At 72.7% G+C, this 13,788-nt stretch carries 11 protein-coding genes; 1 reads left to right on the top strand and 10 read right to left on the bottom strand.

Annotated features, from left to right (window positions below; genetic code table 11):
* Positions 1-29: 29 nt before the first annotated feature.
* From ACQZOG_RS04145 to ACQZOG_RS04105, 9 genes are all read right to left on the bottom strand, one after another.
* A complete protein-coding gene (locus tag ACQZOG_RS04145) occupies positions 30-2,339 on the bottom strand; it encodes a xanthine dehydrogenase family protein molybdopterin-binding subunit (protein ID WP_351035886.1) in 2,310 nt (769 codons plus the stop codon).
* Entirely contained in the window at positions 2,336-4,195 is a 1,860-nt protein-coding gene (locus tag ACQZOG_RS04140) for a 2Fe-2S iron-sulfur cluster-binding protein (RefSeq protein ID WP_391605270.1), read from the bottom strand. The genes ACQZOG_RS04145 and ACQZOG_RS04140 overlap by 4 nt, the downstream gene beginning before the upstream one ends.
* The gene (locus ACQZOG_RS04135) at positions 4,192-5,085 is read right to left on the bottom strand and encodes an FAD binding domain-containing protein (protein WP_033277517.1); all 894 of its coding nucleotides are present in this window, start codon (positions 5,083-5,085) and stop codon (positions 4,192-4,194) included. The genes ACQZOG_RS04140 and ACQZOG_RS04135 overlap by 4 nt, the downstream gene beginning before the upstream one ends.
* A 310-nt stretch (positions 5,086-5,395) precedes the next feature.
* Complete coding sequence (locus ACQZOG_RS04130) at positions 5,396-7,039, bottom strand: beta-N-acetylhexosaminidase (protein ID WP_033277580.1); 1,644 nt, start codon at positions 7,037-7,039, stop codon at positions 5,396-5,398.
* A 4-nt stretch (positions 7,040-7,043) separates the two neighbouring features.
* On the bottom strand, positions 7,044-7,913 hold the full coding sequence (locus ACQZOG_RS04125) for a carbohydrate ABC transporter permease (RefSeq protein WP_380826197.1): 870 nt from the start codon (positions 7,911-7,913) through the stop codon (positions 7,044-7,046).
* A 5-nt stretch (positions 7,914-7,918) separates the two neighbouring features.
* Positions 7,919-8,908 carry a carbohydrate ABC transporter permease gene (locus ACQZOG_RS04120; RefSeq protein ID WP_391605271.1) on the bottom strand — a complete coding sequence of 330 codons (990 nt, stop codon included), beginning with the start codon at positions 8,906-8,908 and terminating at the stop codon, positions 7,919-7,921.
* Positions 8,905-10,197 (bottom strand): extracellular solute-binding protein, encoded by a 1,293-nt coding sequence (locus ACQZOG_RS04115; protein ID WP_033277519.1) that lies wholly within the window; start codon positions 10,195-10,197, stop codon positions 8,905-8,907. The genes ACQZOG_RS04120 and ACQZOG_RS04115 overlap by 4 nt, the downstream gene beginning before the upstream one ends.
* A gap of 241 nt (positions 10,198-10,438) precedes the next feature.
* The gene (locus ACQZOG_RS04110; protein WP_033277520.1) at positions 10,439-10,726 is read right to left on the bottom strand and encodes a DUF3039 domain-containing protein; all 288 of its coding nucleotides are present in this window, start codon (positions 10,724-10,726) and stop codon (positions 10,439-10,441) included.
* A 30-nt stretch (positions 10,727-10,756) separates the two neighbouring features.
* On the bottom strand, positions 10,757-11,329 hold the full coding sequence (locus ACQZOG_RS04105; protein ID WP_033277521.1) for a YqgE/AlgH family protein: 573 nt from the start codon (positions 11,327-11,329) through the stop codon (positions 10,757-10,759).
* Positions 11,330-11,639: 310 nt separating this feature from the next.
* Here ACQZOG_RS04105 and murA point away from each other — a divergent pair, with 310 nt between their 5' ends.
* A complete protein-coding gene (murA, locus tag ACQZOG_RS04100) occupies positions 11,640-12,986 on the top strand; it encodes a UDP-N-acetylglucosamine 1-carboxyvinyltransferase (protein ID WP_033277522.1) in 1,347 nt (448 codons plus the stop codon).
* A 188-nt stretch (positions 12,987-13,174) separates the two neighbouring features.
* Here murA and ACQZOG_RS04095 read toward each other — a convergent pair whose 3' ends face one another.
* The gene (locus ACQZOG_RS04095; protein WP_003990598.1) at positions 13,175-13,456 is read right to left on the bottom strand and encodes an HU family DNA-binding protein; all 282 of its coding nucleotides are present in this window, start codon (positions 13,454-13,456) and stop codon (positions 13,175-13,177) included.
* Between the last annotated feature and the right edge of the window lie 332 nt (positions 13,457-13,788).

The raw sequence follows: 13,788 nt of genomic DNA, 5'->3' as shown, positions 1-13,788 counted from the left end.
CCGAGAGGCCGATCGGCCCGGGGAATCGCTCAGTTGCCGGTCACCACGGCGGCCTGCGGGCGGATCGGCAGCCGGTTCACCGGACGCCCGGTGGCGGCGCGCACGGCGGAGGCGATCGCGGCCGGCGAGGTCACCACCGGCACCGCGCTGACCGACTTCGCGCCGAACGGCGCGACCACGTCCCGCTCCTCGACCAGCTTCACGATGCGGATGTCGGGCGCGTCCAGCGCGGTCGGCAGGGCGTACCCGGTGAGGTCGGGGTGGCGGATCAGGCCGCGCGGGGTGCGCAGGTTCTCGGTGAGCGCCGCGCCCAGGCCCTGGGTGACGCCCGCCTCGATGCGCGCGGCGAGCTGCGCCGGGTTGAGCACCCGGCCGACGTCCTGCGCGACGGCCAGCTCCACGACCCGGACCGAGCCCAGCTCGATGTCGACGTCCACCACCGCGCGGATCGCGCAGAAGGAGATGCCGACGAAGGCGTCGCCCTGCCCCGCGTCGTCCAGCGGCTCGGTGGGGTGCGGCCGGCACTGCGCCGTCGCCCACAGCTCCTTGCCGTCCAGCGCCTCGGTGACGGTCGTGGACAGCACCCCGTCGTACGAGGTGATCTTGCCGTCGGTGATCTGGAGCAGCTCGGTGGACATGCCGAACTTGTGCGCCAGCGGCTGGAGGAGCTGGGTGCGGACCATCTTGGCCGCGCGCTCCACCGCCCCGCCCGACACCCAGGTGTGGCGTCCGCGGCAGCCCGCCCCGGCCGGGGGCTGGTCGGTGTCGACGGGCACCACGTGCACCTCGTCGACGCCGAGGGTCTCCTGGACGATCTGCCGGGCCAGTGTGGAGAAGCCCTGCCCGGTCTCGACGGCCGCGCACAGCACGGTCGCCACGCCGTTCTGGACGCGCACGGTGGCCGTGGACACCTCGTCGGCGCCCTCCGCCCCCAGCATGTGCACCATGCCGAGGCCGTAGCCCACGCCCCGGCGCACCGCGCCCGGCTCGCCCGCGCCCTCGGGGCCGCCGGGCAGCAGCCACTCGTCCTCGGGGGTGTCCTTGGGCAGCGGCGGCAGCGGGACGTCCCGTACGGCTTCGAGCAGTTCGGCGACGGGGGCGGGGCAGGTGACGGTCTGGCCGGTGGGCAGCACGTCGCCGGTGGCCATCACGTTGCGCAGCCGCACCTCGGCCGGGTCCAGGCCGAGCTTCTTGGCCAACTTGTCCATCTGCGCCTCGTACGCGGCGCACACCTGCATCGCGCCCTCGCCGCGCACATGGCCGGAGGGCGGGTTGTTGGTGCGCACCGCCCAGCCCTCGATGAAGGCGTGGGGCACGACGTACGGGCCGCAGGCGAAGGCGACGGCGGCGGCCAGGGCGTCGGAGGAGGTGCCGGCGTAGGCGCCCGCGTCGAGCAGGATCTGCGCCTCGACCTTGACCAGCTTGCCCTCGGCGTCGGCGTGGTGGCGGTAGCGCAGCAGCGTGGGGTGGCGGTGGGTGTGACCGAGGAAGGACTCCTCGCGGGTGGCGGCGAGCTTCACCGGGCAGCCGGTCTTCAGCGCGAGCAGCCCGAGGGGCAGCTGGAAGCTCTGGTCCTCGCGGTCGGCGGTGGCGCCGGGCACCCCCGTGACGACGACCTTCACCTGGTCCTGCTGGAGGCCGAACGCGGCGGCGGCGAGGTCCCGGTCGCCGTGCGGGTCGGTGGACGCCAGGTACAGCTCGACCCCGCCGTCCGGGCGGGGCACGGCGAGTCCGGCCTCGGCCCCTATGGGGGCGGGGTCCTGGCGGCCGATGCGGTACAGGCCCTCGACGACGACCTCGCCGATCGCGTCCGCGTCGCCGTGGCGCAGCGGGATGTGCCGGATCAGGTTGCCGTCGGGGTGCAGGGGTTCGGCCTCGAAGGCCCGCTCGGGGTCGGTCACCGGGTCGAGCACCTCGTACTCGACGATGACCGCGGCGGCGGCCATGCGCGCGGTGTCGGGGTGGTCGGCGGCGACGGCGGCCAGCGGCTCGCCGTGGTGGCGTACGACCTCGGAGGCGAAGACGGGGCGGTCGGCCGTGCCGCGGCCGAGCACGGAGGCGCCGGGGACGTCCTCGTGGGTGACGACCGCGCGGACGCCGGGCATCTCGCGCGCGTGCGTGGTGTCGATCGACTTGATGCGCGCGTGCGGGTGGGGCGAGCGCAGCACGGCGGCCCAGAGCAGGCCCTCGGCCCACAGGTCGGCGGCGTACGGGAAGGTGCCCTCGGTCTTGGCGCGCGCGTCGGCGGCCGGGAGGGAGGCGCCGAGTCCGCGTCGTGGGGCGGCCTCCTCCCCGGGGGCCGCCTCGGCGGTCTGCACGGTGGCTGCTTCGTTGCTCACGCCTGGCCTCCGTCCTGGCCGTGGGACTGGTCCTGCGGTGCGACGCCGAACGCCGAGGGGTTGACCCCGCCGGCGCCGGGGCCCGCCTGGTGCGGGATGCGGGGGGCGCCGTCGCCGTCGTCCGCGGCGGCCTCGGCCTCGGCGTGCGCCTCGCGCTCGGCGACGACCTCCTGCACGGCGTCGACCACGCCCCGGTAGCCGGAGCAGCGGCACAGGTTGCCGCACAGGGCCTGGCGGGTCTCCAGCTCGGTCGGGGCCGGGTTGCCCTCCAGCAGGTCGTGCACGGTCATCGCCATGCCGGGCACGCAGAAGCCGCACTGCACGGCGCCGCAGCGGGCGAGGGCGCGCTGCACGTCCGAGGGCCGGCCGTCCTGGGCCAGTCCCTCGACGGTGCGGACCTCGCTGCCGGCCGCGGTGACGGCGGGGACCAGGCAGGACGCGACGAGCCGGCCGTCGACCTGGACGTTGCACGCGCCGCACTCGCCCTGCGAGCAGCCGTCCTTGGCACCGGCCAGGCCGAGCCGCTCGCGCAGCACGTAGAGCAGGGACTCGCCGATCCACGCGTCGGTGACGGGCCGGTCGGTGCCGTTGACGCGGAGGACGTAGGAGGCGAGGGGGTGGTCGTCGTGCGGGGCCACGAGGACCTCGGCGACGGGGGCGTCCGGTGCGTCGGAGTCCTCCGGGGCGCCCGGGCCGTCCGCGTCGTCGGGGGTGCCGTCTCCCGCGGAACGCTCCGGGGCCTTGGCGGGCTCCTCGGGGGCTTCGGCGGCCTCCTGGGACTCTGCGGGGCCGCCGTCGCCCTCGGACGCGCCGGAGGGGGGCTCCTCGACGTCCTGGGCGTCCTGGCGCGCCTGCGGGTGCTCGTGGCCTCCGGCGGCGCCGGGATCACCGTCGGCGCCCTCCTCGGACTGCCACGGCTGCTCCGGGTGTTCCTCCGCGGGCAGCGGCCGGGACGCCTGCGGGGCGTCGTGCGCGGAGGCGTCCTCGGCGGGGCCCGCCTGCGGCTGCTCCGGGGAGGCGTCGGGCGCGCCCGGGTACGAGGGCTGGGAGCCGTGCTGCCGGGCGGAGGGGTCGTGCGCCTCCTGGGCGGGCCCGTGCTCGCCGCCCTGGCCGCCCTGGTCCTCGTACGCGCCGGGCCGCGGCGCGTACGCACCGCCCTGCTGGTCGTGGTCCTGCGGCACACCGGGAACGCCGGGGCCCCAGGGCGTGCCGATGGACTGGGACTCGGCCCAGGGTGCGGCGGCGCCGCCCGGGAGGGTCGCCGGAGGGGTGTTCCCCCACTGCTCGACCAGGGAGGACGTGGTGAACTCGCCGGACTCGTCCGGCAGGTCGCCGCCCGCCACGGGGATCGACCACTGCCCGGTGACGTCCTGCCCCGGCGCCTGACCGTGCCCCTGGTGCTGAGCCGCGGGATCGTGGCCCGGCGCGTGGTGCTGTCCCTGTGCCTGGTGCTGTCCCTGCGCGTGCTGCTGTCCCTGCGCGTCGGGGTCGTAGGCCCACTGCCCGCTCGCGCCGGGGTCGTAGCCGTACGGGCCCCCCGCCGGCGCGTCGGGCTCCGCGGACGCCGGGTCGTGCCACTGGGTCCCGTCGACGGGGGCGCCGGGCGCGGCCCAGCTGCCGGTGGCCGCCGGGTCGGTGCCCGCGGTGGTGGCCGGCGTGACCGTGATCTGCGGCGGGACGTAGCCGTGGCCGGGGGCGGCCAGCGGGCTCTCCATGGCGTCCAGCAGGGCGTCGATGCCGCCCTCCGGGAGGTTCACGAAGGCCGTGGCGCCGTCGTCGTAGTCGCCCTGCGGCAGCGGGTCCCAGCGGCTGCCGCCCGGAGGCGTGCCGCCCTGTCCGTGCTGGTCGTCGGTCACGACAACGCCCTCCCCAGTGCTCGTCGGGCCAGCGCGGCGACGGTGCGCCGCAGGTGCAGTACCGCGGGCGGCAGCGGCGGGACGCTGCCGTCCTCCTCGGGCGCGGCGTCGGGGATGCAGGCCGCGGCCACGTACTCCCCGAACGCGCTGAGCGCCTCGGGGACGATCGCGCGGTTGTTGTCCCAGTCGATGAGCTGCGCGACCCACTGCTCGGCCTCCAGGGGCCGCAGCGGCATCGGCGCTATGGCGCCCACCGCGCAGCGCACCCCGCGCCGGGCGGGGTCGAGCACGAGGGCGACGGAGGCGACCGCGCGGCCGGGTCCGGTGCGGCCGGTCGCCTTCAGGAAGACCTGGGGGGCGTGCAGCAGCGGCACGCGCACGTAGCCGATCAGCTCGCCGGGGCGCAGCACGTCCATGCCGGCCAGCAGGTGCGACACCGGGACCTCGCGGCGGGCGCCGTCCGGTCCGGCGACGATCAGCGTCGCCTCCAGGGCGGCCAGCACGGGCAGGGCGTCCCCGGTGGGGGCGGCGGAGGCGATGTTGCCGCCGAGGGTGCCGGCGTTGCGGATGTGCGGGGGTCCGGCGGCCCGCGCGGCGGCGGCGAGCGCCGGGATGAGCGCGGCGAAGTCGGGGCGTCCCATGCGCGCGTGGGTGAGTCCTGCGCCGAGGAGCGCGTGTCCGTCCAGGTACTGCCAGCCGCGGATCTCGCTGATCTTGCCGAGGCCGACGAGCGCGGCGGGCCTGAGCTGCCCGGAGTTGACGGCGGCCATCAGGTCGGTGCCGCCCGCGACGGGCACGGCGGCGGGCATGGCGGTGAGCGCCGCCACTGCCTCGTCCAGTGTCGTGGGCAGCGTCACGGCCTGCGCCGCCTGCGGTGCGTGCGTGCTCAAAACCGGCTGCCCCTTCCCGCTGCCCCACCTGGTCCCACCCGTGCGCCGTACGGTACGTGCTGACAGGGCGGACGTGGCAACTCTGGCACATCTTGGCAGGTGCCGAAGACGGGGGTCCGCTAGGAGGCATTCGCCCGGCTGGGCCCGGACCTGGCCGATTCCGTCCCCGAATCGCCCCGGCACCGCGGAATCACAGCCTTCGGAAGCTCTTGTTCCGTTATGGACCGACCTGTTCGGCCCGCAGCGAACGCGGGAGGCACGGGTCGTCCCCCGGGGCGGAAGAGCACCGGGGGACGGCCGGGGAAGGCGGCTACAGGGCGGGCGGCGGCCCGTCGACCGGGCGGCCGAGGATGCCCGGGCGGCGCTGCCACGGGCGGGGGCCGCCGGGCGGCCGGTAGGCGACGCCCAGGGCGTCCAGGCGCCGGTAGTGCTCGGTCATCCGCCGCTCGAATCCGGCGAAGTCCCGGTCGGCGGGGGCGGGAAGCTCACTCCAGGCGACCTCCGCGAGTGCGGCGAGCCGGGGGAACGTCTGGTAGTCGACGCGCCCCTGGTCCTCCATCACCTCGGTCCACACGTTGGCCTGCGTGCCCAGCACCCGCTCCCGCTCCTGGGGCGTCAGCTCGGCGGGGACGGGCTCGAACCGGTAGACGTCCTCCAGGGTGCGCACGTACCCGATCGGCACCGGCTCGTCGGGGCCCGCGTCCTGGCGGTGGTCCAGGTAGACCTGCTGTTCGGGACACATCACCACGTCGTGCCCGGCTCGGGCGGCGGCGATTCCGCCCGCGTAGCCGCGCCAGGACGACACGGCGGCGCCCGGCGCGAGTCCGCCCTGGAGGATCTCGTCCCAGCCGATGAGCCGCCGCCCGCGGTCGGCCAGCCAGCGGTCGAAGTGGCCGATGAACCAGGACTGCAGGGCGTCCTCGTCGGCGAGCCCGAGCTTCGCGATCTGTTCCCGCGCCGTCTTCGACTCCCGCCACTGGTCCTTGACGCATTCGTCGCCGCCGATGTGCACGAACGGCGAGAACGGCCCGGCGTCGGCGGGGAACAGTTCCAGGAGTTCCTCCAGAACCCCTTCGTAGAAGCGCAGGGTGTCCTCGGTGGGGGCGAGGACGTTCGGATTGATGCCCCAGGTGTCCCAGACGGTCAGCGCGGCGGTGTCGACGACGTCGGAGTTCCCGAGTTCCGGATACGCGGCGATGGCGGCCTGCGAGTGTCCGGGGACGTCGATTTCGGGGACCACGCTGATATGCCGTTCGGCGGCGTAGGCGACGATCTCGCGGAGGTCGTCCTGGGTGTAGAAGCCGCCGTGCGGCCGGTCGTCCCAGAGCGGCGACGCGCGGTGGCCGATTTTCGTGCGGGCGCGCCACGATCCGGCCTCGGTGAGCCGTGGATACCGCTTGATCTCGACGCGCCAGCCCTGGTCGTCCGTCAGGTGCAGATGCAGCACGTTGAGTTTGTGCGCGGACATCAGGTCGAGATAACGCAGCACACCTTCCTTCGGCATGAAGTGGCGTGCCACGTCCAGCATCAGACCGCGCCAGCGGAGGCGGGGCGCGTCCTCGACGGTCAGGTGCGGCACGGTCCACACCCGGTCGCGGCGGACCGGCGCCCTGCGGAACGCGTCGGCGCCGAGGAGCTGCCGCAGGGTCTGCGCGCCGTGCAGCACACCGGCCGCGTCGCCGCCCTCGACGAGCACCCCCGCGGGGCCGCTGACGAGCCGGTACGCCTCGGGGCCGAGGTCCGCGGCGAGGGAGAGCCGGACGCCGTCACGCGCCTCCGCGGGCTCCCGCGCCTCCCTCCAGGGCAGTCCGGTGGCGGCCCGCAGCACACTCACGAGCCACCGCCCCACGCCCTCCGTGCCGGGTCCCGCGTACAGCCCGCAAGCGTCCGTCAGACGGGTCTCCCCGGCACCGGCGACGGCGCCCCGGGGCGCCGGAATCAGTGAAGTCGGCATCACGTCAGTCCTTTACCGCGCCGCCCAGTCCGGAGACCAGACGCCGCTGTACGAGTACGAAGAAGACCAGCACGGGAATCGTCATCACGGTGGACGCCGCCATGACCCCGCCCCAGTCGGGGTCGTCGGGTTTGTAGAACACCAGCAGCGCCATCGGCAGGGTCGACTGGGAGATGTCGCTGATGATGAACGACTTGGCGAACAGGAAGTCGTTCCAGGCGGAGATGAACGAGAACACACTGGTCGCCACGAGACCCGGCAGGACGAGCGGGAAAAGGATCTGCCAAAGGAACCGCGTACGGCTCGCGCCGTCCATGTAGGCGGCCTCCTCCAGCGCCTCGGGAACGCCCTTCACGAACCCCCTGAGCATCCAGATCGCGAACGGCAGCGAGAAGGCGATGTGCGGCAGGATCAGCGACCACAGCGTGTTCAGCTGACCGAGATCCCGCATCACGAAGAACAGGGGGATCGTCAGGGCCTCCACGGGCACCATCTGGGCCACCAGAAACATGATCAGCAGGGTGGTCCGCAAACGGAACCGGAATCGCGTCACGGCGGTCGCGGCGAGAAACGCGATGAACGCGGAGGCGATCACCACGGCGACCGCGACGACGACGCTGTTCAGGAAGTACCGGCCGAAATCCTCCTGTGCGAACACCCGCCGGAACGAGTCCAGCGTGGGCGCCAGCGTCCACGGCCGCGGCTCGGCCGACCGGATCTCCCCGGCCGGCTTGAAGGCGCTCAGCACCATCCAGTACAGGGGGAAGGCCACCACGGCGGCGACCACCAGGGCGGTCGCCTCGGCGGCCGTCCGGCCCGGACGCCGGGTGAACCGGCTCAGAAGATTCACCCGGGACTCCACGTCCTGCCTCACGGGGCTCACAGTTCCTCCCCCTGGCGGCGCAGCAGCCGCAGGTACACCAGCGTCACGGCGAGCAGGATCAGCAGCATCACCACGCCGATGGCGGCGCCCAGGCTGTACTGCGAGGACGCGAACGCCTTCTGGTACGCGTACACGTTGAGCACGAGGTTCTGTCCCGCGATGCCCCCGCCGCCCGTCATGACGTAGATCTGCGTGAAGACCTTGAAGTCCCAGATGACCGACTGGATGGTGACGACGACCAGGATCGGGCGGAGCATCGGCGCGAGCACCGACCGCCAGATCCGCCACTGCGAGGCCCCGTCCAGCGCGGCCGCCTCCAGCACCTCTGCGGGCACGGCGCGGATGCCGGCGTAGACGGTGACCATCACGAACGGGAAGGAGCACCACACCACTTCGAGCAGCACCAGGAAGAACGCGCTGAACCGCCCGTACGTCCACGCGTGGTCACCGAGTCCCAGCACCCGGTTGACGGGACCGAAGTCGGCGTCGAACAGGAACAGCCACACCGTGGACCCGGTGATCGCGGGCGTGGCCCAGGCGCCCAGCGCGGCCAGCATCAGCGCCAGCCGCGGCACGGCCCGCACCCGGGTGAGCAGCACGGCGAGCGCGCACCCCACCGCCAGCGTGGAGACGACGCAGGCCGCCGCGAACACCACGGTGGCCAGCAGCACCTCCCAGAACTGCCCGTCCGAGAACAGCCGGGAGTAGTTCCCGAACCCCTCGAAGGTCGTCGGCTCCCCACCACTGACCTGGGCCTGGGTGTAGTGGAAGACCGAGATCAGCCCGAGCTGGTAGATGGGATAGGCGAGCAGCCCCCCGAGCACGACGAGCGCCGGCGCGAGATACAACCACGGCGTGCGCGAACGCCCCCTCCGGGGGCGCGGGGCTGTGCCGGATGTGCGGCTGCCGCCGCGTGGGCGCGAGAACCCCCCACGGACAGGAGCCCGCCGACGCTCCAGAACCCCCGTCCCCGTAGGCACCGTCATCCGACGGACCCGAACGCGTCGTTCATCTTCTTGGCGGCGTCCGCCGCAGCGGAGTCCACGTCCTTCTTGCCGGACACGACCTCCTGGAACATCGTCGGCAGCACCGCCCCCGCATCGATCTGCGCCCACGCCGGCGAAGCGGGCACGAACTTCGTGTCGGCGGCCAGGGTCGCGACGAACGGCTTCACGAAGGCCTCCTTCGCGGCCACCTGCTGCCGCACGTCGGAGAACGTCGGCAGGAATCCCATCGCGTCGAACAACTCCCCCTGCGCCTCCTTGGACGCGAGCCGCTTCATCAGGTCGACGGCGAGGGTGCGGTGGGTGGTGGACTTCAGCACGCCCAGGTTGTTGCCGCCCGCGAAGGCGGGGGCGATCGACCCGGCCTTCAGGCCCGGCAGCGGTACGACGGCGTACTTGCCCTTGACCTGGCCGGCCTCGACGGCGGCGTGGCTGAAGTCGCCGCCGATCGCCATGGCCGCCTTGCCCGCGGCGAACGCGGTGATCGTGTCGTTGCCGGTCATCGCGGCGCACTTGGCGGCGGGGCAGTTGTCGTCGCCGAACAGCGAGGTGTAGGCCTCGATGCCCTTGCGCGCGGCGGCGCTGTCGATCGCGGAGGCGTACGAACCGCCCTTGCCGGTGGCGAGTTCGCCGCCGTGGGACCAGATGAAGGGCATCGCGCCGTAGGTGTAGGCGCCTCCGACGGCGAGCCCGTACAGCTCCGGCTTCGCGGCGCGGATCTCCTTCGCCGTGGCGATCAGTTCGGCCTGCGTCTTCGGGACGTCGAGGCCGAGTTCCTCGAAGACGTCGGTGCGGTAGTACAGGGCGCGGACGCCGACGAAGTAGGGGACGCCGTAGACCTTGCCGCCGACGGTGACGGACTGGCGGGCGGTGGGGTCGGTGTCCTTGGCCTCGTCCCAGGCGCCGAAGTCCTCGGTGACGTCGGCGAGTCCGCCGTCCTTCACATAGCCGGCGGTGTCGGTGTTGCCGTATTCGACGAGGTCCGGCGCGGACTTCGGATCGTTGAAGGCGGCCTTGATGCGTTGGGCGCGGGTCTCGACGGGGATGTACTCGACGGTGACCTCGGCGCCCTCGTGCTCCTTCTCGAACGCGGCGAGGACGGAGTCGACGACCTGTTCCTTGGGCTGGTTGTTGACCTCCTGGAAGAGCCAGACGCGCAGGGTGCCGGTCTTCTCGTCCTTGTCGGAGGAGGAGTTGCCGGAGGTCTGAGGGGCGCAGGCGGCGGTGGCGAGGACGGCCGCGACGGCGACCATGCGGACGGACAGCTTCATGGAGTGCTCCTCCGAGCGCGTTGCAACATATGCAATGGCGGTTTCGCTGTGCACAACACACCGGAGGCTAAGGACTGGGTGAACCACGCCACAAGAGGTCTCAACCACTCTGTGACCGCCCGACGCACCCTGTGCAACGGGCAAGCAGCACAAAGGCCCCCGCGGGCACGCAAAGCGCGCCCGGCGGGGGCCTCGGAGGACTCGGGCCGGCGTCAGGGAAGGGAGGGGACCACCGAGGGGACTACTTGTCGCCCTTGCCCTTGCCCTTGTCGTCGCCGCCTTCACTCATGGACTCGTAGATTTCCTTGCACATGGGGCACACCGGGTACTTCTTCGGGTCGCGGCCGGGCACCCACACCTTGCCGCACAGCGCCACGACGGGAGTGCCGTCGAGGGCACTCGCCATGATCTTGTCCTTCTGGACGTAGTGGGCGAAGCGCTCGTGGTCGCCGTCGCCGTGGGAGGTCTGCGGCGTCGGCTCGACCAGGGTCCCCGTACCAGTCCCGCGCTCGGGCTCAAGAGTGCTCATAACAGCCAAGGGTACTGAAGCCCGCCCCGGTCAGTTGAGCGAAGGGTCGTCCGGATACGTGGCGACCATCGCCAGCTCGTTGCGCTGCCGGCGGAGCACCTCGCGCCAGAGCCGCTCGGGTGACGGACAGGACACGTCACCGGGCTCGGACTCCACCACGTACCAGGCGCCGTCGACCAGCTCGTCCTCCAGCTGGCCGGGGCCCCAGCCCGCGTAGCCGGCGAAGATCCGCAGCGAGCCGAGGACGGAGGCGAGCAGTTCCGGCGGGGCCTCCAGGTCGACCAGGCCGATCGCGCCGTGCACCCGGCGCCAGCCGAGCGGCGGCTCCTCCCCCGCCGCGCCGCCCGGGACGACGGCGACACCGAGGGCCGAGTCCAGCGACACCGGACCGCCCTGGAACACCACGCCGGGTTCGCCGGCCAGGTCCGCCCAGCCCTCCAGGATGTCTCCCACGTCCACCGGGGTCGGCCGGTTGAGGACGACACCGAGGGAGCCCTCCTCGTCGTGGTCGAGAAGGAGCACCACCGCGCGGTCGAAGTTCGGGTCCGCCAGAGCGGGAGTGGCCACGAGCAGCCGCCCTGTGAGCGAGGACACCTCGGTCATGCCAGACATGATCCCGCATCTTCCCCGCGCGCGGGGAGGCAATGCGGGTGACGGAGTGAAGACCGCCGCCGCGCGCGAGAGCTTCCTGGTCGGGCGTCGTCCGGCCGAGGTGAAGGGGTGCGGACGGGCGGCCGGGAGCGCGCCCGGCGCGCGCCCGGACACGGTGACCCCGCGTGGCCGCCGCGGAACCGTTCGTGTTGTGACAGAGCCATGACGTTCCCAGGGCCTCCTCGGGCTTACAGAAGGGGGGTGGAGGGCGATTACCCTTTTCCTTCTGACCCTCTGCCCCACTCCACGGAACGCGAGATTCATGACCGTCAACGACGTCGATGACGTACTGCTTGTCCACGGCGGAACCCCGCTGGAGGGCGAGATCCGGGTCCGCGGTGCGAAGAACCTCGTACCGAAGGCCATGGTCGCCGCGCTGCTGGGCAGCGCACCGAGCCGGCTGCGCAACGTTCCGGACATCCGTGACGTCCGGGTCGTCCGGGGTCTGCTGCAGCTGCACGGCGTGACGGTCCGTCCGGGCGACGAGCCCGGCGAACTGGTGCTCGACCCCACCTACGTGGAGAGCGCCAACGTCGCTGACATCGATGCCCACGCCGGTTCCTCGCGGATCCCGATCCTGTTCTGCGGCCCGCTGCTGCACCGTCTCGGGCACGCGTTCATCCCGGGCCTCGGCGGCTGCGACATCGGCGGACGCCCCATCGACTTCCACTTCGACGTGCTGCGGCAGTTCGGCGCGCGGATCGAGAAGCGGGCGGACGGCCAGTACCTGGAGGCCCCGCAGCGGCTGCGCGGCACCAAGATCGCCCTGCCGTACCCGTCCGTCGGCGCCACCGAGCAGGTGCTGCTCACGGCGGTCCTCGCGGAGGGCGTCACCGAGCTGTCGAACGCGGCGGTGGAGCCGGAGATCGAGGACCTGATCTGCGTCCTGCAGAAGATGGGCGCCATCATCGCGATGGACACCGACCGGACGATCCGCATCACCGGTGTGGACAAGCTCGGCGGCTACACCCACCGCGCCCTGCCGGACCGTCTGGAGGCCGCCTCCTGGGCGTCCGCGGCGCTCGCCACCGAGGGCAACATCTACGTCCACGGCGCCCAGCAGCGCTCGATGATGACGTTCCTCAACACCTACCGGAAGGTCGGCGGCGCCTTCGAGATCGACGACGAGGGCATCCGTTTCTGGCACCCGGGCGGGCAGTTGAAGTCCATCGCCCTGGAGACGGACGTGCACCCCGGCTTCCAGACCGACTGGCAGCAGCCGCTGGTGGTCGCCCTGACGCAGGCCACGGGCCTGTCCATCATCCACGAGACGGTCTACGAGTCCCGGCTGGGCTTCACCTCCGCGCTCAACCAGATGGGCGCCCACATTCAGCTCTACCGCGAGTGCCTGGGCGGCTCCGACTGCCGCTTCGGCCAGCGCAACTTCCTGCACTCGGCGGTCGTCTCCGGCCCGACGAAGCTCCAGGGCGCGGACCTCGAGATCCCCGACCTGCGCGGCGGCTTCTCGTACCTGATCGCGGCCCTCGCGGCCCAGGGCACGTCCCGCGTCCACGGCATCGGCCTGATCAACCGCGGCTACGAGAACTTCATGGAGAAGCTCTCCGAGCTGGGCGCGAAGGTGGAACTCCCGGGCAAGGCCCTCGGCTGACCCCGGGCACACGAACGCCGATGGGGCGGTCACCCTTGAAGGGTGACCGCCCCATCGGCGTTCACTGCGACGCCCCTGCGAGGGGCGCGGGGAACTGCGCGACCAGCCACAACGGGCCGGCAGACAGGCGAGGGGCACCCGGCCGAACGGCGCTGAACCGCTCAGGCGTGAGGCGCCCGCAGGGCGCCTTACTTACCCTTGGCCGCTTCCTTGAGCTTCGAGCCCGCCGACACCTTCACGCTGTAGCCCGCGGGGATCTGGATCGGCTCACCGGTCTGCGGGTTGCGCGCGGTGCGCGCAGCGCGGTGGGTGCGCTCGAAGGTCAGGAAGCCGGGGATGGTGACCTTCTCGTCGCCCTTGGAGACGATGTCGCCGACGACGTCGGCGAACGCGGCCAGCACGGCGTCGGCGTCCTTGCGGGTCACCTCGGCGCGGTCGGCCAGCGCGGCCACCAGCTCACTGCGGTTCATGTTGTTACTCCCGTGTTCTTCTTGCCGTTGAGGCGTGCCACGCGGCGGAGCCGCATGTCGGGCACGGCGAAAGCCGATGCTGCCAGGTTCCTCGGTGAGTCCCCGGACCCGGGTCCTTCGTCGGACCCTCGCGCCCAGGGACGCATCCTGCCTCTACCTGCGGCGGTAATGCCAATCCGGCACCCGCAGGAGTCGTGAGAACACCCGAGGGAGTCACACGAAGAGCGCCACGGCCTCCGAGCGGTGACGCTCCGTCCGCTTCCGGCAGCGGACAGCAGGGGCCGGAGCCCAGGCCCGGCCGCCCACCCTAGAGGGCCGCCGGGACTACGGGT

The organism is Streptomyces sp. P13-3-3 (assembly GCF_050571355.1).
Taxonomy (GTDB): Bacteria; Actinomycetota; Actinomycetes; order Streptomycetales; family Streptomycetaceae; genus Streptomyces; species Streptomyces althioticus.
Note: the sequence above shows the minus strand (reverse complement) of the source record. Positions and strands in the feature narration are given on the sequence as shown.

Bases quoted from the DNA above. Each gene is read 5' to 3' on its own strand.
- ACQZOG_RS04130 (WP_033277580.1), bottom strand. From the start codon at position 7,039: ATGCCGACTTCACTGATTCCGGCGCCCCGGGGCGCCGTCGCCGGTGCC.
- ACQZOG_RS04120 (WP_391605271.1), bottom strand. From the start codon at position 8,908: ATGACGGTGCCTACGGGGACGGGGGTTCTGGAGCGTCGGCGGGCTCCT.
- ACQZOG_RS04115 (WP_033277519.1), bottom strand. From the start codon at position 10,197: ATGAAGCTGTCCGTCCGCATGGTCGCCGTCGCGGCCGTCCTCGCCACC.
- ACQZOG_RS04110 (WP_033277520.1), bottom strand. From the start codon at position 10,726: ATGAGCACTCTTGAGCCCGAGCGCGGGACTGGTACGGGGACCCTGGTC.
- ACQZOG_RS04105 (WP_033277521.1), bottom strand. From the start codon at position 11,329: ATGACCGAGGTGTCCTCGCTCACAGGGCGGCTGCTCGTGGCCACTCCC.
- murA (WP_033277522.1), top strand. From the start codon at position 11,640: ATGACCGTCAACGACGTCGATGACGTACTGCTTGTCCACGGCGGAACC.
- ACQZOG_RS04095 (WP_003990598.1), bottom strand. From the start codon at position 13,456: ATGAACCGCAGTGAGCTGGTGGCCGCGCTGGCCGACCGCGCCGAGGTG.